The sequence below is a fragment of the Actinopolyspora lacussalsi genome, from assembly GCA_030803735.1.
GTDB lineage: Bacteria > Actinomycetota > Actinomycetes > Mycobacteriales > Pseudonocardiaceae > Actinopolyspora > Actinopolyspora lacussalsi.
The window spans coordinates 4,729,086-4,747,749 of record JAURUC010000001.1; the positions used below are offsets into that span (position 1 = coordinate 4,729,086).

Here is an 18,664-nt window from a genome sequence, read left to right on the forward strand (position 1 = left end):
CGAGCCGTGCCCCTCAGCTATGCGGTCGTGACCGGACCAGGCGGGGGATGATGTGGACGTAGCCGACCATGCCGAGCAGTTCCACCAGGGTCTGGGTGACCACGACCACCGGGGTGATCGCGTAACCGGCAGGCAGGGCCAGCGCCAGCGGCAGCACTACCAGGGAGTTACGGGTGGCACCGCTGAAGATCAGCGCGCGGGAGCGACCCGCGTCGAGCCGGAACTCTCGCGCCAGCCCGTAACCGACTCCGGCCATGATGACCAGGAAGGCGACGTACAGCGGAACCACGGCCACGACCCGGCCGAGCCGGTGGCTGATCGCGGGGACCTGGCTCGCGACGACCACCAGCAACGTCGCCGCCATGAGCGGCACCATCGCCGCGCCGACGGCCGAGGAGAGCACCTCGCCGGTGCGGTGCCGGGCGGCCAGCGCCTCGGTGGCCCAGGCCAGCCCCAGCGGAGCGACGATCAGGATTCCGAAGGCTTCCAGGAACGGCCCCACCGCGACGATGTCGGCCAGCCCAGGGCCGAGGAACAGCCACAGCAGCGGCGGCAGCGCCACCATCTGGGCCAACATCAACAGCGGTGAGGCGGCCAGCAGGCGGTGGCTGTCCCCGCCCGCCAGCCCGGTGAACACGATCACGTAGTCGATGCACGGGGTCAGCAGCACCAGCAGCACCCCGAGCAGCACCGCCCGCGGCAAGGTCACCACGGCGGTCAGCGCGGCCACGATCAGCGGCACCACCGCGAAGTTCAGCAGCAGCGTCGCCGTCAGGAACCGTCCGTCGCGGAACGCACGGGTCAGCCGGGTGAAGGGAACCTGCAGAAACGTCGCGTACAGCAGTGTCCCCAGCACCGGGTAGATCGCGTGCTCCCAGATGGGCGCGCTCGCGGGCAGCGCCAGGCCCACGACGGCACCGGCGGCCAGCCCGCCGAGGTAGATCGGGATCTGGTGGCGTTCCAGCCACTGGGTCGCGGACACGCGCGTGCGGTCTCCTTTCCCGTGTGTGGTCGCCGCTCCCGCCGTTACGCGGGGGAGGGGCGAACACCACTCAGCTCGGTGCGGCCAGCAGCGCGGCGTTGTGGCGCGGGCGGCGCAGCAGCCACCCGCACAACCCACCCCACACCAGCAGGTTCGCTGCGAGTTTCACCGCTAGCACGGTGCCGCTCTGGGCGTAGAGCACAGGGTAGGCCGTGAGCACCAGGAACGGATCGGCCAGTTCGACCCAGCGCAGCCCGATGCCGGTCGAGGTGAGCGGCACCTGGACCAGCAGCGCCCCGGCGATCAGCAGGGTGGCCGTCCGCTGGTTCCGCAGCCCGTTGACGACCGCGGCCGTGAGCAGTCCGGTCAGCACCAGCGCGGCCCAGTCGAGCAGCAGCGCCAGCAGCACGAAACCGATCCCCGGTTGGATCACCGGGTCCAGTCCTTCCACGGCCTGGGCGGTGAGCAGCGGGCTTCGCGGGCCGGAACCGAACTGGTAGGTCATGTAGACCAACAGCAGCAGCCAGGCCGCGAGGAAGGCCGTGGCGGTGAGCACCACGGAGCCGATCACCGAAGTGATCCAGCGCCCGGAGCCGAGCACCAGCTGCGCGTGGGTGTGCAGCCCGTTCGAGCGGGAGGCCGCCTGCGTTACCGCCGTCAGCAGCGCGTAGAAAATCACCAGTTCCATCGCCAGGGTCCGTGGCTCCAGCGAGGACAGCACGATCCAGTCCCCGTAGGTCGGCTCGTGAGGCAGACCGGCCGGGGTGGAGCTGGTGCCGACGAGGAACCAGGCCAGCAGGATCACCGGGGTGGCCCAGCGCAGCGTGGGCAGCGTGGCCAGCAGCACCGCCAGCCGTGCCGTGCCGCCGCGCCGAACCGGATTCGGGTGTCGTGGCATCACCAGCTGTCCAATCCGCGGAAGGGTTGTTCGATGTCGCGGCCCAGGTCCTCGACGTTTCCCAGCGGCAGCTCCGCTCGTGAGAGCAGCGCCAGCAGTTCGTGCAGTGGCGCGGACCGCTCGGCGAGCACCCCGATGTAGGGGTCGATCCGGTGTGTCCAGTCGTGTTCCTTCAACACCGTGGCGGCGGCGTGCCGGGTGGCTTCCGCGTCCGCGTCCTCGTCCTCGGCCGCGAAGCGCAGTCGCCACCAGCGGGGGCTGTCCTCGGGCCAGCGGGTGACGACCTCACCGCCGGAGATGTAGACGATCTCGTCGCTCATCTCGTCGACGTCGGCGATCGAGTGGCTGCTGAAGATCACCCCGGTTCCGGCGCGTGCCCGCTCGCCGATCAGCTCCTTGAGCCGGATGATCCCGGCGGGGTCGAGCCCGTTGCCGGGCTCGTCGAGCACCAGCACCTCGGGATCGCCCAGCAGCGCCCGCGCCAGGCACAACCGGCGCCGCATTCCCAGCGAGTAGGCGCCGACCCGCTTGCGCGCCGCCTGGCGCATCCCCACCGCGTCGAGGCACTCTTCCACCTCGTTCGACGTGACGCCGCCCAGCATCCCGGCCCACTGGTCGAGGTTGCGGCGCCCGGAGACACTGTTGATCAGTCCGTCCTGGTCGAGCACCGCGCCGAAGCTCGGCCGCGTGCCCCCTCCGGTGTGGTGGTGCAGCTTTCCCGCGCTCGGTTCGATCAGGCCGAGCAGCGCGGCCAGCAGCGTGGTCTTGCCCGCGCCGTTGGGGCCGACGATGCCGACGGTTCGGCCACTTCGGACGGCGAGGTCGACGTCGCTGACCGCCCAGTGGCCGCCGAAGCGTTTGCCCAGTTTCTCGGTTTCCAGCAGTGCCCGGTTCGGGGTTTCCATGTGGTTGTGCGACCTAGCGTTCGGCTCGGGGGGCGAGTAGGGCGATGACGGTGAGCAGTGCCGCGTCGACGAGCAGCCACAGCGCGGGGCCGATCGTCCAGTTCAGTGGATTGTGCGGGAAGAGTATGGCTCCCTGTCCGGGGGTGAGCATCAGGCTCAGCGGCGTGACTCCGAGCTCATCGCCCACGAAGGCACCGAGCAGCACCGCCAGCGGCGCGCAGACCAGCGCGACCAGCCGGGGCGTGCGGTAGACGGCGAGCAGGTGCGCCACCAGCAGTACGGCCACCGAGACCAGGCAGCACCACAGCAGCATGACCAGGTCCACCACCGGTCCCATGGCGTGCATCCCGGGCCACAGCAGCACGCTTTCGTCGACGGTGCGCAGCGGGTAGACGAACAGCGCCAGCACGTCGACGAAGACCACCATCGTGGCCGTCGTCACCACTGTCCGACCCGCCGCCACGCGTATCGAGCCGAGCACGTGCTCGCGCGGCCCGACTCCCGCGATCCGCAGGTACGGACTGCGCCCGGTCTCCTGGTCGGTCACGAACACCGGCGCGGCGGCCAGCACGCCGACGAACAGCGCGAGGATCACGGGTACCGGATCCGAGTGTGCGAAGTAACCGATCGCGGCTTCCTTCAGCGAGATCCGGTGCTGCAGTTCCACGACGAACAGCGCGATTCCGAGCAGCAGTCCGGCACCGATGTTCACCAACGGTTGGCCGGGCCAGTACCCGGCCGAACCGCCGCGTCTCACGACGAGATCCATAGTGAGAATAATCTACCACAGGTGATCAAACGAGATGAACCGAGAACTTAGCGTGTGTCGTGAATGCCCAAGAGTCGGCGTTTCCGTATATTTTTACCTTTTTGGCTCCGGTTCCAGGATTGGTCCAGAGCGCTCGACTCATCTGTCCAGCGCTTAGCAGTTTGCAGTCTCCGACTTCGGAGTCATTCGCGGTGAGTCGCAAACAAAATCCTACCGGGTCTTCGGCCTCGTGTAGATATATTTGCACTGATTGTTTTATATGCACAGTTATTGTTGTGCAGTATTGCGCCCCTTTGGAAGGGATGTCGCAGTTGTAAGTGCCGATTTTCTCCGCACTGGCTGTTGGTGCGCTCAGGAGCATGAATATGAAGATTGATAAAAGGCTCCCGATGGCGGAGTGCTTGATACGCATGAAATCCTCTCTTTGGGTTTTTGGTGCGGTGTTATTCAGAAGAGTCCTTGCTCTTTTCTTTCTTTGGCTTTCTGGCAAGCTTCCAGAAATTCGAGTGGTGTCACCTTGCGCAAGTCCTGGTATCTGTACACTGAGCCCGTGGTGGCCATTTCATCCTCTTTGAGGAACCAATTTACTCCCACATCTTGCCAGTATGGACTAGTTATTATTCCGGGATGGCCGCGAATTAGTCCTTTGCTCGGAGCGCGACGATCTTCTTCTCCCATCGGGGGATCCCATGTAACGTAAACCCCTATATACAGATCACTCGGATCCATGGTCATCTCTCCGGAGCTGGGTTTTTCCCGAGGTCAAGCGTAAGCACATTCCGACCAAGAGACCTCTTCGTTGTCATAGGTAAAGGAAGTTATAATTCCATTATTGCCAGCGGTTAGATGCGCCCAACGTCCAGTATTCCAGACGAAGTGCCATTGACGCTTACCATTTTTGTCTAATTCATAATTTCCACGATCTATTATATTAGCCATGCAATCCAAAGTGACGGACCAATCACTGACGTTGTGTTTGGTTCCGATGTGTACCGCACCCCAGTTGTGACCGTCACCGCATAAAAGCTCCTCTATCTCTCCGTTGTCTGGGATCACGCTTTTATAGTACTTGTACTGATTTTCCGGAGGGACGTCGGCGCTTTCACTTCCGTGGTTGTAGGCTCCACAGTAGTCCACTGGCCAGGGTGGGTTAGCTTTGGCTTCGCCTGCAGAGGCCGCAGCGGAACCGATAATAAAAGAAGAGATCAAGACGAAACTACTGAGGGAGGATAGTATAGAACGTCGAATCATTTTTCGCTTTCGTTTTGATTCAGCCGGTATTTCTGTTTTTGAGCACTAACTGCTTTTTACGGTGAAATTTATGTCGGTCGTACCGTACCAGGGGTTCGCGTTGGCCATAACATCTATGTTGACAGTTTTGAATTGTGGATTGGTCCATAGTACCGCAGAGGTACCGCCTTCATTGATTGCCCGGCAGTCGCCTACTTCGTTTCCATTGGAAGACCTTTGTAAACAGAATCCGGTTTCCACTCCTTCGCTGGAATTCAGCTCTATAGTGATCGCCTGCTTTGCGCTCACTTCTATATTTGCACACTGCTTTGCGCCAGAGTAGGGAACCGAGCAGCTGTAAGTCCCTATAGTGCCAGCATTTGCTGCTGGTATGTTAAGCAGCATCGTTGACAGTGCTGCCGCACCGACTCCGAGAATCGAAGCAACTTTACGCATTTCTTTGATCCTTGCTTTATTTTTGGCTTCTTGCAAATTGTTACGCTAATCTTTTGTTGATCTTCGGTCAATGGTGTTGTATATCATTGTCAATTTTGCTCCAATCGTGTTAATAATTTTCATAACAAAATGGAAAATTCGTTTGACAAGTTTCAGTGTCAATGTTTAGAGAAAGCTGACTTAGAGGACTGATAAGGTTGTTGCATCTCGTTGACGCTGCTCACTGATGTTGTTTTCCGGGGGCTGGTCGACTGAACGGGTACTGCTATGTGGGGCTCTGGGACCAGTAGGCTTACTGCTCGCTGTCGGTGCCTGTTTCGAGCCGAGTGTTGTCGGGAGTCAGGGACAGAGTGGATGGACGAGGACGAGGTACTGGACGAGGGCGATCCGGTGGTGATCGCGCGGATCGCGTTGTCGATCCGCTCGGCCTCCTCCGCCGAGGCGTTGCGGGCTGGGATGCGGCTGATCGAGGACACCGGTGCCGAGGAGGTGCGTGTCCAACCCGATGAGGACACTCCCTTCCCGTTCCACAAGCTGGAGCTGACCGTCTACCGCAAGTACGACACCGACGAGAGGTTCGGCAGTGCGCTGCCGGAGGCGGTGGTGCCGCTCGTGGAGAGGCTCGGGCTGCACGAGGACTCCGTCCGGCTGGATCCGGAGCGACTGGGGGAGGCCTACGTCGAGTTCGGTACCGAAGGGCGGCCGGGGCGGCGCCCGGCAGGCTGCCTCAGCGGCACGATCCGAGCCGAGCTGGGTCTGTACCCGTACGAGGTTTCGCTCGAGCCGAAAACGCTGGTGCTGGGACACAACTTCACCGAAGAGGAGAAGGCCCAGTTCACGCGTGAACTGCTCATCAGCGGCAGCTTCGGCAACGACGGTGTGCCGCGGGTGCGGGTGGTCGCGAACGTCGAGATAGCCGCCGAGGAGGAGCAGGACGCGCTGGCCGTGGCCGAGGATCTGCTGGCCCCGTTGCGCTCGGACCTGCCCGCCGGAGTGGACCAAGTCATGACAGAGCCCTCTTACCACCTCGAGCGGGAGGCGGTGTCGATGCTGCTGCTGCTCGGCGAGTACGACTACGACCCGAACGCGGTGCTGCTGCGGCTGGCCGAGGCGATCACGCTGCCCGGCAGGTGGAGCGGCCCGCAACGGCCCGCCGAGTGGGAGGCGATGGTCGTCCACGACTTCGCGCCCCCGCACCCGGCACACGTCCTCATGGAGTGGCAGGCCCCTCGGCGACCCGCGCGGGGACCACTCAAGCTGGAGCTCCACGCCGCTCCCGGCCTGATCCTCACCGAGAACGACATCGTCTTCGGAGTTACCGAGGAGTGACCACGTCCGGCAGTTGGGAGAGTGCCGAGCACACCGCCACCACCCGGTTCGGCGGAACTCGCGGGAACGCGGGGCGTCGAGCGCCCAGACACCGGTGCGCCGTCAACCACTCGCCAGCGCGTTGAGCTGTTCGGTGAGGTAGCCGGCGAGTCGCTGCTTGTCGGCGGGGGCGAAGGTGTTCCAGTCGGCACCGTCGTTGTTGCGCCGGGACGTGATGCTGTAGCGGCCGTCCTCGGTGTCGCGCCAGCCGATCGCCGGTAGCCGGAGCGTCTCGCCGTTGTTCGGGCTGCCGCTGACGAAGAAGTAACCGATCCGCTCGGTGGGCAGCGTCAGGATCCGCTGCGCCGCCCGCAGTTGCCGATCGCTGCTCCGTGCGGGCGGTTTGTGCTCCGCACCGGTCAGCCACGAGTCCCCGCCGGTTTCCGAGCCGCCGTCGGACCCGGCGGCGGTGTTGACGGTGGCCGTCTCCAGCTTTCCCGCCGCCACCTCGGGCAGCAGGTCGGTGCAGCCGCGGACCAGGCTCCGGGTGTCGACGAACCTGACCCGGAGCCCGTCGGTGTCCTGCACCGCCTGCACACCGAGCCTGCCGGAAACGGCGGTGCGAGCGCGGAACACCTCCTCGGTCGCGGTCTCCAGCCAGGTGACCGCGATGTCCACCTTCGGGGAGTACAGCAGCCGCAGGGCCGCTTCCACGTCCTGGTCCGGCTCCCGACCATCGGCCAGCCCACGGTTGGCGAGCTCCCGCCACACCTCCGCGCGGACGCGGGAGCGCTCGTCGGTGGTTCCGCCGTGGTACTCCAGCTCGAACGGGAAGCTCCGGAGGTCGACGCCGAGGTCCTCGCAGAGGATGTCGGCCGCACGTGTCGAGAGCGTGAACGATCTCGGCATCAGTTACGGCCGCCCTCCTCTTCCGGTGTGGCGCCGATGACCGGGGGAGCCACCCGGGGCAGTCCGAGGTCGTCGCCGATCTCGTCGGTTTCGAGCACGTACTTGCGCTCGTGCTCCTCCTCGTCCTCGCCCTGGCCGCGGCCCGCGCCCGCTCCGGCACCGCCCATCGGCATCCGGCCGCCGCCGCGCCCCGAGGAGTTCGCGGCCGTGCCGCTGGTGGGGCCGCCGGTCGGAGCACTACCGACCCCCGCGCGTCCGCCGGAGCCCAGCCCCGAACCACCCGATCCGGAGCCGCCCGCGCCGTAGCCACCGGCTCGTCCGCCGGTCATGCCGCCCGCACGGCCGCCGCCCGGCACCTGCTGGCCGGGTGGGACGGGTGCCCACCTGCCGTTGGCGGAGTTCTGCCGTTGCCACTGCCCGGTCCTGGGGTCCTGACGGTAGTTCGTGCCGTCCGGGCCGCGCACCGCTCCCGGTGGCAGGCCGGAGTTGCCCGCGTTGCCGCCGGAGTTCCAGGCGGGCGCGGTGGTGGCGGGCTGCTGGTTCTGGCCGTAGTAACCGCCCGGCGCGTTCGAGACGCCCGAGGAGGGCGGTGCCGTGGTGCCGCTCGGGGCGGAGGCCGCGTAGGTGCTCGACGGGGTGGTGCCGCCGACGGTCGCGAAGCCGCTGCCGCCGGATCCGGTGCCGTTGTAGCCGGTGCCGGAGTCACCCGCGTTCTCGTCGGTGGACTGCGGGGGAGGGGCGAAGCGCGGGGTGTTCTCGGCGGCACCGCCGAAGTCGTTCTCCATCGTGGACACCACGCGGGCGGCTTCCTGGTGGGCCTGCTTGGCCTCATCGGCGCGCTGGCGGATCTCAGCCGCGCGCTGCACGATCGTGGCCGGGTTCGGGTCCGAGGCGACTGCGGACAGCTCATGCATCAGGCTGAACTGCGGGTCCTCCGGCATCGAGTTGCGGGCCTGCTCACCGGCCTCGGCCTGCAACCCGATCTGGTTCGCCGTCAGCTGCGCGGCCTCGCCGGAATGTCCCATGTGCGCGGAGACGGTGTTCATCTGCGCGCGCATGGCGTCACCCGCGCGGCCCTGCCAGTTCTGCTCCGTCTTCGCGGCGGCCTGCTTGATGCGGTCGGAGAATTCGATGAGTTTGGCACCGTGGCTGTGGTAGATACGGCCTACGTCGTGCACCTTCGTCGGCTCGAATTCTTCCCGCACGAACTTCTCGAGTTCCGCGTGCGGATAGGACTCGTATGCGGTGCACCCCAGTGAGGTGGGGCGACCGCGCAGCGACTGGTCGCCCGACATGGCCTTGGCCTGTTGGGTGCCGTAGTGCTCAGCGGCGTTCGCGGCGACTTCCTTGGCCCGCTGTGTGCTCATGTCGCCGTTGCCGACCGGCACGTGCCCGCCGGCCTGGTGCTCGAAGTCACCCCGGGCGCGGTTGTACGCCTCGCGTTCCCGGTCGGCGATGTATTCGTGGCTGCGGTAGCCCTGGTCCCCCTCGGACACGAAATCCCCCTGGTTCTCAGCTGTCCGAAATGTTCTGCTCTACCATCGGTGCGATCTTCTTGGCGAGGTCGCACGAGGTTGCTGTCTTCAGGCTCTCAACGTCGACAGTAGCGGTTTGTGAATCGCCAAACGGAATAGCGACTGTGCAGATTCCTTCAGTGTTCCCTATGGCTAGTAATCCATTCTTTTTGTTGATAGAATACTCTTTTTTTGTTCCTTTTGAGAAGTTTAGTTCTTCTATTGGTTTCTCGGAGTGCAGCGAGACATTTACCGTACCGCTGGATATCGACCAGCGGCAGGATCTTGCGTCTAGCACCTCCTTGCTCTTTCCTTTCCCTTCTGTTGCTATGGATTTTTGATTATTCCTGGTGAGGGTTTCACAGGGTGCAACTTCGCTCAAGCTCGGATCGTCTTTGTTGTTTTGTTGACTCGGGGAAGTTTCGGTGCTTGTTGAACACCCTGAAACTGCTGCTAGGATGGCTGTGGTGGCTGCTACTAGTGTGGTGCTTCTTGGTTTCATGCGATTCCGTCTATGTTCGACGAGTTGGACTCGTCTGCTTCTTGGTAAATTTTCATTCCTTTTCTTATTGATTCGACCACTTTTGGCGCATTTTCTCGGATTTGATTTATCATGTTCTCGTATGATTCGCTGTCGCCAGCTGCTACTTTCTGGTTGAACTCTGATATTGCTTTGCCTGCCGGGCTGTTTCCTAGTGGAGTCTGCTGCTTGATGGAATCTATGTCCAAGCGAATGTTGCTGGCCCAGTCCTCGATTTCCTGGAAGATCTGTATGAGTTCGTCGCCCGCGTCGGGCGTGATGACGAACTGGCCGTTATTGGCGGCAGTGATGATGCCCTGCATGGCGTCGTTGGTGGCCGACAGGTTGTCGGTCAGGTTCTGGTCGTCGCTCATGGTGACGCGTTGATTCCCCCATCGTCGGCGTGTGCCCTACGAAATTTCGAGGTTACTGATCTTGCTCGATGAGGGTCAACGGCTTCGCGCTGACGGGGTATACGTCACGCCGGTGGTTCACCCGGATGTCGGAGTGCTGTGTTTGAGGGTGCCGACGAAGCTCTGCCAGGTAGTGGGGGAGAGGGCGAGTAAGCCGCCTTCGCGGTTCTTGGTGTCGCGGACCAGCACGGCTGATGTCGCGAAACCGACCTCGACGCAGTTGTTCGCGCCCCCACTGCTGCGAGTGCTTTTCCGCCATTCGACGGATGCTGGCTTGTCGCTCATGGTGACGTTGTTCCCCCATTGTCGACGCATGCCTGCGAACAACCCCAGGCTACTGATCTTGCTCGGTTTGGGCAACGTTGGACGACGCTAGGGGAACGTCACCGTGTTTGGTATCAGTTGCGTTTCAGGGTGCTGACGAAGCTCTGCCAGGTGGTGGGCGAGAGGGCGAGCGTGCCGCCTTCGCGGTCCTTGGTGTCGCGCACCAGCACGGTCGATGTCGCGAAACCAACTTCTACGCAGGTGCCGTTGTTTCCGCTGTAGCTGCTCGTGTGCCAGATAACCGGATTCTTATCGCGGAATAACATGGGTACTCCTGTGGCTATGCTTTCAGCATGTCTTCGATCAGGTCTCTCGACTGGTCCGGGCCGAGCGCGACCCGTTGAAGACTCTCCGCAGCCATCGTATACGAGTCAACCTGCTCTTCATCCTGTATGTACACCGCTCCGTCGTGCAATTCGCTGTAGGCGATCGAGCGAACCTGCTCGAAGTCAAGCACGATGAACTGCCCGGTCAGGGCCATGTGTAGACCGTCTTCGGGGCGCACGATCTGCAGAGTGACGTTCGGCTGCTCGGTCATCCGCAGCAGGTACTCCAACTGAGCCTGTTGTATTTCAGGACCATCGACACGAAGTCGTAGCGCCGCTTCGCTCACTACGGCATGCAGCTGGAGTGGGCTCGTATCGTCAGTGAGTCTCCGGTGTCGTGCCATCCGAAAACCGGTGAAGCGCTCGCCATGGTCCTGGCGGACACGTGGCGTGCGCGTCATGGTTGCTCGTGCGTACTCCTCCGTTTGAAGCAGTCCCGGCACGATGATCGGTTCGAAAACGAATTCGCATACAGCCAGGTTTTCCAGTCCTACGAACGTTTTCAGCCAGTCCGGCACCACCTGTGCCCACGGTCCCCACCAAGTGGTCTCTTCGGCTCTGCCGGTCAGGCTGGTCAGTCGATCTATGTCGTGCTGGTCCGTGCCGTACGACTTCAGCAGTCGAGCTATGTCTTCCGGATCCTGCTGCTGGCGACCGGTTTCCATGTGACCGATCTTTGCCTTGGACATGCCCGTCTGGCTGCTGACGAACGCCAGTGACACCCCGTACGCGTTGCGGTAGCGAGCGAGCTCGACACCGATCAACCAGCGCAGCGGTGAAGGATCGTTTCTTACGCCCACCGGACACCTCCCAATGATCTACATCGTCCCCGATCGGGTGGCGCTTGAGATATTCACTCGAATGATGAATGACTCATGATACGTCTAACCATACGATTGGCCGCGTTGAGTGATCGCAACGTGAGTCAAGGAGCCAAATGTCCTGGTGGTGGTTTCGGTGGCGGGAGGGTGTGGCGGCCGAGTCCGAGCGGTTGGCGCACGCCGTGGACGTCGCGGTGGGGCGCGACTACCTGATCTCCCCTTGCGGGCGGCAGTTCTCCCGCCGTGACACCGAGTGGGTAACCGATCCACGACACGCCCCACGCGGCGCGGCGGGAGAGCCCTGCGCGGCGTGCGTGATGCGGGTGCTGCTGAGTGCGCCCGTCGGTGGGGAATCCGGTGGCGGACAACGCCATTCGCACGAGCAACGTCCTCCGTACGGGTGAGTGCTGCGCGCTCGCCCTCGACTCCGAACTCCTACGTGTCTCGAGCCCCGGGCTCGAGCTTTCGTCCCGATGGAAGGGAGACCCACGTGTTCAGCATTGGTTGGCGCGGTCCGGTGGTGTGGTGGAACCCGATCGCCGGATACCGACACGCCTTCGGCCCCGACACCCCGCCGCGCCCCGAAGAGCACCGCGACACCCTGTGCGGCGTCTCGGTGACGCTCACCGAACCGTCCGATGCGGACTGGCTACTGCCCACCTGCGACTCCTGCATGGCCGAAGCCCTCGTCCGCGGCGAGAACCGCGAACAACGCCACCGCGACGCCCGCCGCAGACTGCACGACCAATTCGGCACGGAGTTCCTGTGATGCCACCCTACGAACCGTTCGGCCCGATCTGGCTCCTCGGAGTAGTGCTCGCGGTGGTGCTCTGCACCTTCCTCCCGCTGCGCGGCGGCAACGGGCAGCACGCCGACGCCGGGCCGGGCGCGCTCACCGTCAGAAGTCTCACCGAGCACCACGCACTCGCCACGCCGCCGTCCCCGTTCGATGCCGGGGAGCTCGCGCCCCGGCCGATGCCCGAACCACGAACACCACCGACCCGCGCGGTGCCCGAAAACCCCGAAGCGACGACCGAGCGAACCACCGAGATCCACTGGCCGCTGGAAGACCCGGATCATCCACGGTGGTTCTCCGCGTGCGAGGTTTCCCGGCAGCACAAGCCTTTTCCACCGATCAGCCCCGGCAGGCACCGCAACGGCCCCAGCCTGGTGGAGCAGGACATCGCCGAACTGCTCGGCTGCCGCCCGCATCCTGACAGCCTCGGACCGGAGTCCGGCTACATCGGACGCCATCGACTCCTGGCACGCTGCTGACCGTTGCCACGGAGTCGGAGTGCTGCGTACTCATTGATAATAGCGAGAGATACTCCGCTGGTGGCTGTTCCGGCTCGGTGCCGAATCGGGAACGAATGGCAGGGCCGAAGGTCACCGGGAGATCCGGTATCGGCATCGAGCGTGTCAGGAGACGCGTGGCAGCGCGAGCCAGTCCTGCCAGGCGATGTCTCGACCCAGAAAACGGGGGTTTCGGAAGGGCCATTCGGTGGCGATCCACCGCGGCACCAGTGCGTCCAGCGCCTCCTCGGAATCACCGCCGACGAGTTCGTCCACCACCCACCAGGACACCTCGCCGTCGGCACCGATGCGTTCGGGAGGATCGACGTAGACGCAGCCGTGGATCGCCGTCTCCGCCTCGTCCAGCAGCGCGTAGTTGAACGAGCGGTGCGCGGCTGCCTCCCTCTCGTGCCGCAGCAGTTCGACGCGGTCCTCCTCGTACGTCATCGTCTCCCGGGGCCAACCCCAGGCCGGACCGAAGATCCGCCACAAGCGCTCCTGGGATCCCATCACCGCGGGGTAGTCGAGCGCGGTGTCCGCCTCCCGGATCGGCCGCAGGTGAAGCGCGGTGTCGGGCACGGGTGTGTAGCCAGGGTGGACGTAGTCGTCGGGTAACCAACTCACGACGACCGAGCTTACAGTGGCTTCATCGGGCGAGCCGCGAAAACGCTGCGAATTCCGTTGCCGCTGGAGCGGTGATCGCTACGCTGCCGAGGTATCGCGAACGGTTGAGCACGATGGTGGGCGGACTCCTCGGGGAGTGTCGCACTCCTGTTCTCCGCTGGCACCCTTTTCCCGTGGACACCGAGGAAGTACGGCGCCTGGCCGAGCTGGAGAACGCCGAGTGGGGCGCCCGACCGGAGCGCGACCCCGCCGAGGTTCCCCGTCCCACGCCGCCGCTGCCGTCCGAGGTCGTGGACGAGGCACTGCGCTCGGGCAGCGGAGAGTGGGTGGCCTACGCCCCGCTGGGCTCGGATCCGGACGAGGTGGCCCAGCGTGCCGGTGTGCTGGACAACATCGTCGGTTTCCACGCCGTAGCGGTGGGCGGCGTTCTCGTGGTGCGGTTCCGCTGGCTCGCCGACACAGAACCGCACGACTACCTGCTGCACCTCGATCTCACCGATCTCACCGACGAGGAACCGGGCAATCTCCTCGGTGCGTCCACGCTGCTGCTGGAGCGACTGCACGGCCTGGCCCACCGCTGGCCCGAGCGCGAAATCACCCCGCTGTCCGAGAACGTGTCCATCGTGCGGCCACCCCGGACATCGCGTTGAACTCGGACGGCCACCCGAAACCGGCTGGACATCCGGCCACCCGGCGATCCTTTCCGCGCCCGGTAGCTCGCGTCCGGCCGCACCATGCCCACTCGCTTCGGGGCTTCTCAGCACCGCTCGTCATCCGGCATCCGCCCGGATCGCCGCCTGTCGGATCGCCGCCGCCATGCGTGCGGCGAAATCGTCGAGCCCGGGAAGCTCCGCGGGCAGCGCCTCCTGCTCACCCGCGTGCACGGCGCGGGCGTGTGCCAGGACGTTCCCGTCGTTGTCGGAGAGTCGCGGAAGCACCAGCTCGGCCGCTTCCGGCTTCGGCACGATCCGCCCGGTCCGCACGGTCACCAGCATCCGGGCCAGGGTCAGCACCACGTTGCGGGTGTCGGTGTGCAGCTCGGCGAGCAGCCCCGGCAGCCCGTCGAGCACGGCCCGCACCAAATCTTCGTGCGGCACCGGATCCAGCAACTCCGTGGCTCGCGGCCCTGCCAGTGCGAGACCGCGCTCGCGGACCGAGGTCAGCAGCACCGCCAGGTCGGGATCCGGGCCGGAGGGCGGTTCGGCACCGGTGGACAACTCTGGGCGCAACCACTCGCCGTACTGCAGATCCACGCGGGGCGGATATCGCCAGGGCCGCACCTCACCGGCGACCACGACAGTCAGTTCCACCGGGCGTGGCCGCGCACCGGGCTCGGGGCCGGAAATGCCGAGCAAGCCCTCCACCAGCGCCCGCCGTCGAGCAGGCCCGATCGTTCGCCGGGTGACGACGAGCAGGTCGAGATCGCTGAAACGTCGCAACCCGTCGTGCACCGCCGAACCGTAGCGCTGTACGCCGATCAGGTCCCCGTCGAGTACCGACCGCACCAGCTCGACCACCGCGGCTTCCTGCGCCGCGTCAGCAGCAGACATGGACACGTCGTCAGCCTGCCGCATACCTCCGGTGAACAGCCACCGAAAATCCTCCGATGGAGTGTGGCCCCGCATCGGCCGGCCGGGCGGCGTCGCGACGACGATCGTTCAGCGCGGAAGGTCGGTGACAACCCGGCGCATGGCGACGCGCGGCCAGCTGTCCAAGCCCCGCGCGGACTCCTCGTCACGGATGGCGCGCAGTCCGCTCGTGAGCTGCTCGTCGGGCAGGACGTGAAAGCCGAGTCGTTCGTAGTAGGGCGCGTTCCAGGGCACCCGGGCGAAGCTGGTCAACGTCACCCCGGGCAGACCACGACCGCGTGCCCACCCGACGACGACCTCGATCAGTGCCCGCCCCAGCCCTTGGCGCGCGTGGTCGGGGTGGACCGACACCTGGTCGATGTGGGCGTCGCCGTCCACGAGGCTCGCCAGCAGATAACCGACGGGACGATCCGTGGCGTCGACGGCGACCCACGCGCGACCGTCCGCTTGGAAGGCGGCGAGCTCGGCGGTGGTGGGAGGTTCGTCGTCGGCGATCTCGTGCATGCCGATCTCACGGAAGACCGCGCCCGCGGCCGTCTCGATTTCCCGGAGCATCGGAAGCTCATCGGCTCGCGCGTTGCGGATCATGTCCAATGTATACCGGTCCCGCACTCGCGAGTCCGCACTGCGCAGCAAAGATACCGGCGGAGCGCTGAGCCCTTCTGCCCGGTTGGGCGAAGTTCGGTCCCGGACGCGGCGAGCGGGCGGTGCCGCGAAGGGGTGACGGTGCGCCACGACGGAAAAATCATTCGACCACGAGCGCCGAAACCCCCATGATCGAAGTGTGACTTCGCCCGAAACGGCAGCGCGGGATCTGCAGGAGAACGCCGCGCTGTGGAGTGCGCGGGAGATCCGCGCCGAGAAGGTCGTTCGCTCCGCCTGCGACGCGCTCGTCGCCGGTCTCGACAGCCCGACGCTGCGAATTCTCGCCGCGTGCACCCGCGCGGAGGCGGGGGAAAGTGTGCCCGCGCTGCTACCCGCCGCGCTCGACGAACTCGGACTCGTCTTCCACCCGCTCGACAGTGAGGCCGTGACAGAACCCGCCGTGCGGCTGCTCGCGGGACGATTGCTGGCGGGGGAGATGACGCCCAGGGCGTTCGCCTGGCGTATCAGCCGGGTTTACGGATCCAACGTGGATCTTGCCCTGCCGTTTGTCGGGCTCCACGAGGCCTACGACACTGTCGAGTACACCGAATACACGGTGGCGGAGTTGGATGCCGAGGTCATCGCCGAGGCACGCCGAATCGCCGCTTATCCCCACGAGCCGATCGAGTCGCCCAGTACCTCCGACTGACTCCCCGGAACGCCCGAGAGTTCGCGCCGGACGAGTCTCGACGTGACCCCGGGACGAGTGCCACGAGTCGGGAAAGTTCCACGAGTCGAGAAGCAGTCCGTTCCCCGGAAGCGCGTTGTCCCGGGGAACTAACCCGGTTTCCCGCTACTCCTCTCGCAGACCGGTCGTGTAGTAGGTGGTGGCCGTGGGAACGGTCAGCACTCCGTCGAACGCCTCAACCACCGGAGTGAGTTGCGTGGCACTCTGAGTGCGGATGCGGTCCAGACTCCCCACGGGTGCCTCCCGGAGGTTGGTGAGGCTGATGTCGTCGCCGTAACCGGCGTCGATGACGGCGGCCTCGACGCTTCCTGGCTCAGGGGCGTCGAGGGGCTCCTCGGCCACCGTCAGCCCGGATTCGGCTCTCTCGTCCGGGGACATTTCCGCCACTTGTTCGGCGGTGTGCGTCTGGGCGAGCGCGCGGTAGTTCTCGCCGAGCATCCGGTCGAGGTAGTAACCCATGGGCAGGGCCGCGAGTTCACCGTCGAAGTACACGGGCGTCTTCTGGATGTGGTTGTTGTGGGCGGCCAGCACGATGCGCGTGTCCGGATCGGCGTTGTCGAGGTGCCAACGCACCGATTCGGCCATGTGGTGGTCCCGGACGGAAGTGTCACCTTCCAGCCCCTGACCGGTGAAGACGTCGCGCATGGCGCCGAACATGTAGTCGGTGTGCAGGGCCGCCTCCAGGTGGCGCAGCGCCACATCGTAAGCGGATCGGCCACCACGCGAGACGTACAGCGGCTCCATCGAGCGGAACCGCAGCGACAACCGTGCCAGCGATGCGGTCAGCGCGTCCTGGTCGGCCGCTTCCAACCTCGCCCATCCCGGTGCTGCCACGGCCACCGAGCCACCGGTGAACCGGTCGGCGATGCCCAGCGCCCGATCGATCAGGCCGACCACCTCCGGATCGACCTCGCGGAGGTACTCGGCCAGTGGTTCCAGATCCGGGCGAAGTCGTCCGCCGGCCATGGGGGTGTCGATCCCGACGAAGCGCAGCGGGTGGGAGCTGGTGCGGTTGTGCCGACGCAGCCAGCGCACCATGCGCGGGTTGACCCCGGCATTCGTGGTTCCGCCCACCGCGGCGAGCTCGGCGTCGTCACCCTCGCCCCGCAGCCAGCTGTCCAGGGCGATTCCCTCTCCGAATCCGAACTCGAAGGCCAGCACCGTGAACCCGCAGCGTTCGGCGAGGAAACGCAGCACCCGCTGTCGGGTGCTGGTGAACTCGCCGACGAAATGGGCGCCCTCACCCACGGCGACCACACGTGCGTCGCCGATGACGTCGCGCAACGGTTCGAGGTCGTCCAGCGGGGCGTCGACGTCCGAACCGCTCAGGCGGCTGGTGCGCTCGCGGAACCAGTCGGTATTCGGGGTGCTCGACACGGAAACGTGGTCAGTCGTCATGACTCGCTCAACTCTCGTCGTGTAACCGAAAACGGGATCACCGAAGGGACGCCGATGCGGAAACGAGCCGAAAGGGCACGAAAAGTGAAGTGATGCGGGCACCGCCCGGCATCACAGCACCGGAGGAGAACTCACTCCGGCCTTCCGCATCCGTCCGAGGAGCGGGTCAGAGAAACAGACTTCCCGTAGGCACGTGGTGCAAGGTAGCAGAGCCGGATCGTCCGGTGCCAGTCGGAACGCCGGGGCCGTGTCGGCCGTCCGGGGTGACCGCATCGCCGCGCCGCTGCCGATGGGGCTGTCGCCGGAGTAGGGTGGTTCCGGGAGTGCCGGGAAATCCGGTCGGCGTTGACGAGGCAACGTTCCAGGAGGACGGACACCCATGACCTCCAACTCCTCGCGCGGACTCGCGCGGCTCCGCCGTGCGGTTTTCGCCCGGCACGCCAATCCGTGGAGCGCGTGGAGCCGCTGGGCGAGCACCCCGCTGCTGCTGGTTCCGATGTGGACGCGACGTTGGAGCCATGCGGCGGTCGTAGGTGTGTGGTTCGCGCTCAACCCGGTGGTCTTTGCGGAACCGGCCGATGAGCGCGCCTGGGCCACTCGTGCCATGCTCGGTGAGGAGCAGTGGATCACCGACCGCCCCCGCGACGCGGCCCTGGGCGTCAACATCGTCGCCACCGCGGCCGGTCTCCTCGCGCTCTTCGCCGCGCGTCGGCGACGCCCCGTTCCCGCGGGTACCGCCACAGCGGCACAGCTGGCGTCGCTGCTCGTGTACTGGGAGCTCATGAACCGCTACCTCGACCGCCACCGGCGACGGAACGCTTCCCACCCGGTTTCGTAGGCCCTGCGCGGCACCACCACGGCGGGGCGACCCCGCACGCGTCCAGTGAATCCTCCCGGTCGGCCGGAGATCCCGGTTGTGTAGGTGACCACCCGTTCGTACCTGAACGTTGGTCCGTGCGGCGGAATGAGGAAAAACTTCATCGATGAAGTGCTTGCGCTCGTTCGGCGGTTTTGTACGATGCGTTCTGTTGTGATCATGGAAAGGTTTCCTC

Annotated in this window: 24 protein-coding genes; 7 read left to right on the forward strand and 17 right to left on the reverse strand. The window is 65.2% G+C overall.

The annotated features are described in order from the left end of the window. Positions 1–13 precede the first annotated feature (13 nt). The 6 genes from J2S53_RS21095 to J2S53_RS21120 form a co-directional block, all read right to left on the reverse strand. Positions 14–982: an arsenic resistance protein gene (locus tag J2S53_RS21095; RefSeq protein WP_456242439.1), complete on the reverse strand. Its 969-nt coding sequence runs from the start codon at positions 980–982 to the stop codon at positions 14–16. Positions 983–1,052: 70 nt separating this feature from the next. Continuing rightward, entirely contained in the window at positions 1,053–1,880 is an 828-nt protein-coding gene (locus tag J2S53_RS21100; protein WP_456242440.1) for a hypothetical protein, read from the reverse strand. Beyond that, complete coding sequence (locus tag J2S53_RS21105) at positions 1,880–2,785, reverse strand: ABC transporter ATP-binding protein (protein WP_456242441.1); 906 nt, start codon at positions 2,783–2,785, stop codon at positions 1,880–1,882. The genes J2S53_RS21100 and J2S53_RS21105 overlap by 1 nt, the downstream gene beginning before the upstream one ends. 13 nt (positions 2,786–2,798) lie before the next feature. Further along, on the reverse strand, positions 2,799–3,554 hold the full coding sequence (locus tag J2S53_RS21110; RefSeq protein ID WP_456242442.1) for a hypothetical protein: 756 nt from the start codon (positions 3,552–3,554) through the stop codon (positions 2,799–2,801). A gap of 762 nt (positions 3,555–4,316) precedes the next feature. Then, a complete protein-coding gene (locus tag J2S53_RS21115) occupies positions 4,317–4,610 on the reverse strand; it encodes a hypothetical protein (protein WP_456242443.1) in 294 nt (97 codons plus the stop codon). Positions 4,611–4,850: 240 nt separating this feature from the next. Beyond that, entirely contained in the window at positions 4,851–5,276 is a 426-nt protein-coding gene (locus tag J2S53_RS21120) for a hypothetical protein (RefSeq protein ID WP_456242444.1), read from the reverse strand. Positions 5,277–5,594: 318 nt separating this feature from the next. Between J2S53_RS21120 and J2S53_RS21125 the strand changes: the two genes are divergently transcribed. Beyond that, the gene (locus J2S53_RS21125) at positions 5,595–6,569 is read left to right on the forward strand and encodes a hypothetical protein (RefSeq protein ID WP_456242445.1); all 975 of its coding nucleotides are present in this window, start codon (positions 5,595–5,597) and stop codon (positions 6,567–6,569) included. A gap of 102 nt (positions 6,570–6,671) precedes the next feature. Here the strand turns inward: J2S53_RS21125 and J2S53_RS21130 are convergent, their stop codons facing one another. From J2S53_RS21130 to J2S53_RS21160, 7 genes are all read right to left on the reverse strand, one after another. Further along, the gene (locus J2S53_RS21130; protein ID WP_456242446.1) at positions 6,672–7,457 is read right to left on the reverse strand and encodes an ESX secretion-associated protein EspG; all 786 of its coding nucleotides are present in this window, start codon (positions 7,455–7,457) and stop codon (positions 6,672–6,674) included. Beyond that, entirely contained in the window at positions 7,457–8,953 is a 1,497-nt protein-coding gene (locus tag J2S53_RS21135; protein WP_456242447.1) for a hypothetical protein, read from the reverse strand. Before J2S53_RS21135 ends, J2S53_RS21130 begins: the two co-directional genes overlap by 1 nt. A gap of 16 nt (positions 8,954–8,969) precedes the next feature. Then, positions 8,970–9,473, reverse strand: a complete 504-nt coding sequence (locus J2S53_RS21140; RefSeq protein ID WP_456242448.1) for a DUF3558 family protein — start codon at positions 9,471–9,473, stop codon at positions 8,970–8,972. Then, positions 9,470–9,865 carry a hypothetical protein gene (locus tag J2S53_RS21145; RefSeq protein WP_456242449.1) on the reverse strand — a complete coding sequence of 132 codons (396 nt, stop codon included), beginning with the start codon at positions 9,863–9,865 and terminating at the stop codon, positions 9,470–9,472. The genes J2S53_RS21140 and J2S53_RS21145 overlap by 4 nt, the downstream gene beginning before the upstream one ends. 117 nt (positions 9,866–9,982) lie before the next feature. Further along, positions 9,983–10,189 (reverse strand): DUF397 domain-containing protein, encoded by a 207-nt coding sequence (locus tag J2S53_RS21150; protein WP_456242450.1) that lies wholly within the window; start codon positions 10,187–10,189, stop codon positions 9,983–9,985. 113 nt (positions 10,190–10,302) lie between these two features. Further along, positions 10,303–10,494 carry a DUF397 domain-containing protein gene (locus J2S53_RS21155; protein ID WP_456242451.1) on the reverse strand — a complete coding sequence of 64 codons (192 nt, stop codon included), beginning with the start codon at positions 10,492–10,494 and terminating at the stop codon, positions 10,303–10,305. A 14-nt stretch (positions 10,495–10,508) separates the two neighbouring features. Further along, the gene (locus J2S53_RS21160; RefSeq protein ID WP_456242452.1) at positions 10,509–11,354 is read right to left on the reverse strand and encodes a helix-turn-helix domain-containing protein; all 846 of its coding nucleotides are present in this window, start codon (positions 11,352–11,354) and stop codon (positions 10,509–10,511) included. Between the two features lie 137 nt (positions 11,355–11,491). On the opposite strand from J2S53_RS21160, the gene J2S53_RS21165 reads away from it, so the two are divergent. The 3 genes from J2S53_RS21165 (at position 11,492) to J2S53_RS21175 (ending at position 12,650) form a co-directional block, all read left to right on the forward strand. Then, positions 11,492–11,779: a hypothetical protein gene (locus J2S53_RS21165; RefSeq protein WP_456242453.1), complete on the forward strand. Its 288-nt coding sequence runs from the start codon at positions 11,492–11,494 to the stop codon at positions 11,777–11,779. An 86-nt stretch (positions 11,780–11,865) separates the two neighbouring features. Then, positions 11,866–12,144: a zinc finger protein gene (locus J2S53_RS21170; protein ID WP_456242454.1), complete on the forward strand. Its 279-nt coding sequence runs from the start codon at positions 11,866–11,868 to the stop codon at positions 12,142–12,144. Then, positions 12,144–12,650, forward strand: coding sequence for a hypothetical protein (locus J2S53_RS21175; RefSeq protein ID WP_456242455.1), 507 nt, complete (start codon positions 12,144–12,146; stop codon positions 12,648–12,650). The genes J2S53_RS21170 and J2S53_RS21175 overlap by 1 nt, the downstream gene beginning before the upstream one ends. A gap of 144 nt (positions 12,651–12,794) precedes the next feature. Here J2S53_RS21175 and J2S53_RS21180 read toward each other — a convergent pair whose 3' ends face one another. Then, positions 12,795–13,292: a GNAT family N-acetyltransferase gene (locus tag J2S53_RS21180; protein ID WP_456242456.1), complete on the reverse strand. Its 498-nt coding sequence runs from the start codon at positions 13,290–13,292 to the stop codon at positions 12,795–12,797. A gap of 173 nt (positions 13,293–13,465) precedes the next feature. Here J2S53_RS21180 and J2S53_RS21185 point away from each other — a divergent pair, with 173 nt between their 5' ends. Beyond that, positions 13,466–13,942 carry a hypothetical protein gene (locus J2S53_RS21185; RefSeq protein ID WP_456242457.1) on the forward strand — a complete coding sequence of 159 codons (477 nt, stop codon included), beginning with the start codon at positions 13,466–13,468 and terminating at the stop codon, positions 13,940–13,942. A gap of 120 nt (positions 13,943–14,062) precedes the next feature. Here J2S53_RS21185 and J2S53_RS21190 read toward each other — a convergent pair whose 3' ends face one another. Together J2S53_RS21190 and J2S53_RS21195 are read right to left on the reverse strand one after the other, a co-directional pair. After that, positions 14,063–14,842, reverse strand: a complete 780-nt coding sequence (locus tag J2S53_RS21190; RefSeq protein ID WP_456242852.1) for an aminoglycoside adenylyltransferase family protein — start codon at positions 14,840–14,842, stop codon at positions 14,063–14,065. Positions 14,843–14,950: 108 nt separating this feature from the next. Next, complete coding sequence (locus J2S53_RS21195; RefSeq protein WP_456242458.1) at positions 14,951–15,469, reverse strand: GNAT family N-acetyltransferase; 519 nt, start codon at positions 15,467–15,469, stop codon at positions 14,951–14,953. A gap of 196 nt (positions 15,470–15,665) precedes the next feature. On the opposite strand from J2S53_RS21195, the gene J2S53_RS21200 reads away from it, so the two are divergent. Continuing rightward, positions 15,666–16,175: a hypothetical protein gene (locus J2S53_RS21200; protein WP_456242459.1), complete on the forward strand. Its 510-nt coding sequence runs from the start codon at positions 15,666–15,668 to the stop codon at positions 16,173–16,175. A gap of 144 nt (positions 16,176–16,319) precedes the next feature. Here J2S53_RS21200 and J2S53_RS21205 read toward each other — a convergent pair whose 3' ends face one another. Beyond that, a complete protein-coding gene (locus J2S53_RS21205; protein WP_456242460.1) occupies positions 16,320–17,612 on the reverse strand; it encodes an erythromycin esterase family protein in 1,293 nt (430 codons plus the stop codon). 379 nt (positions 17,613–17,991) lie between these two features. Between J2S53_RS21205 and J2S53_RS21210 the strand changes: the two genes are divergently transcribed. Further along, entirely contained in the window at positions 17,992–18,450 is a 459-nt protein-coding gene (locus J2S53_RS21210) for a DUF6653 family protein (RefSeq protein WP_456242461.1), read from the forward strand. Positions 18,451–18,664 lie beyond the last annotated feature (214 nt).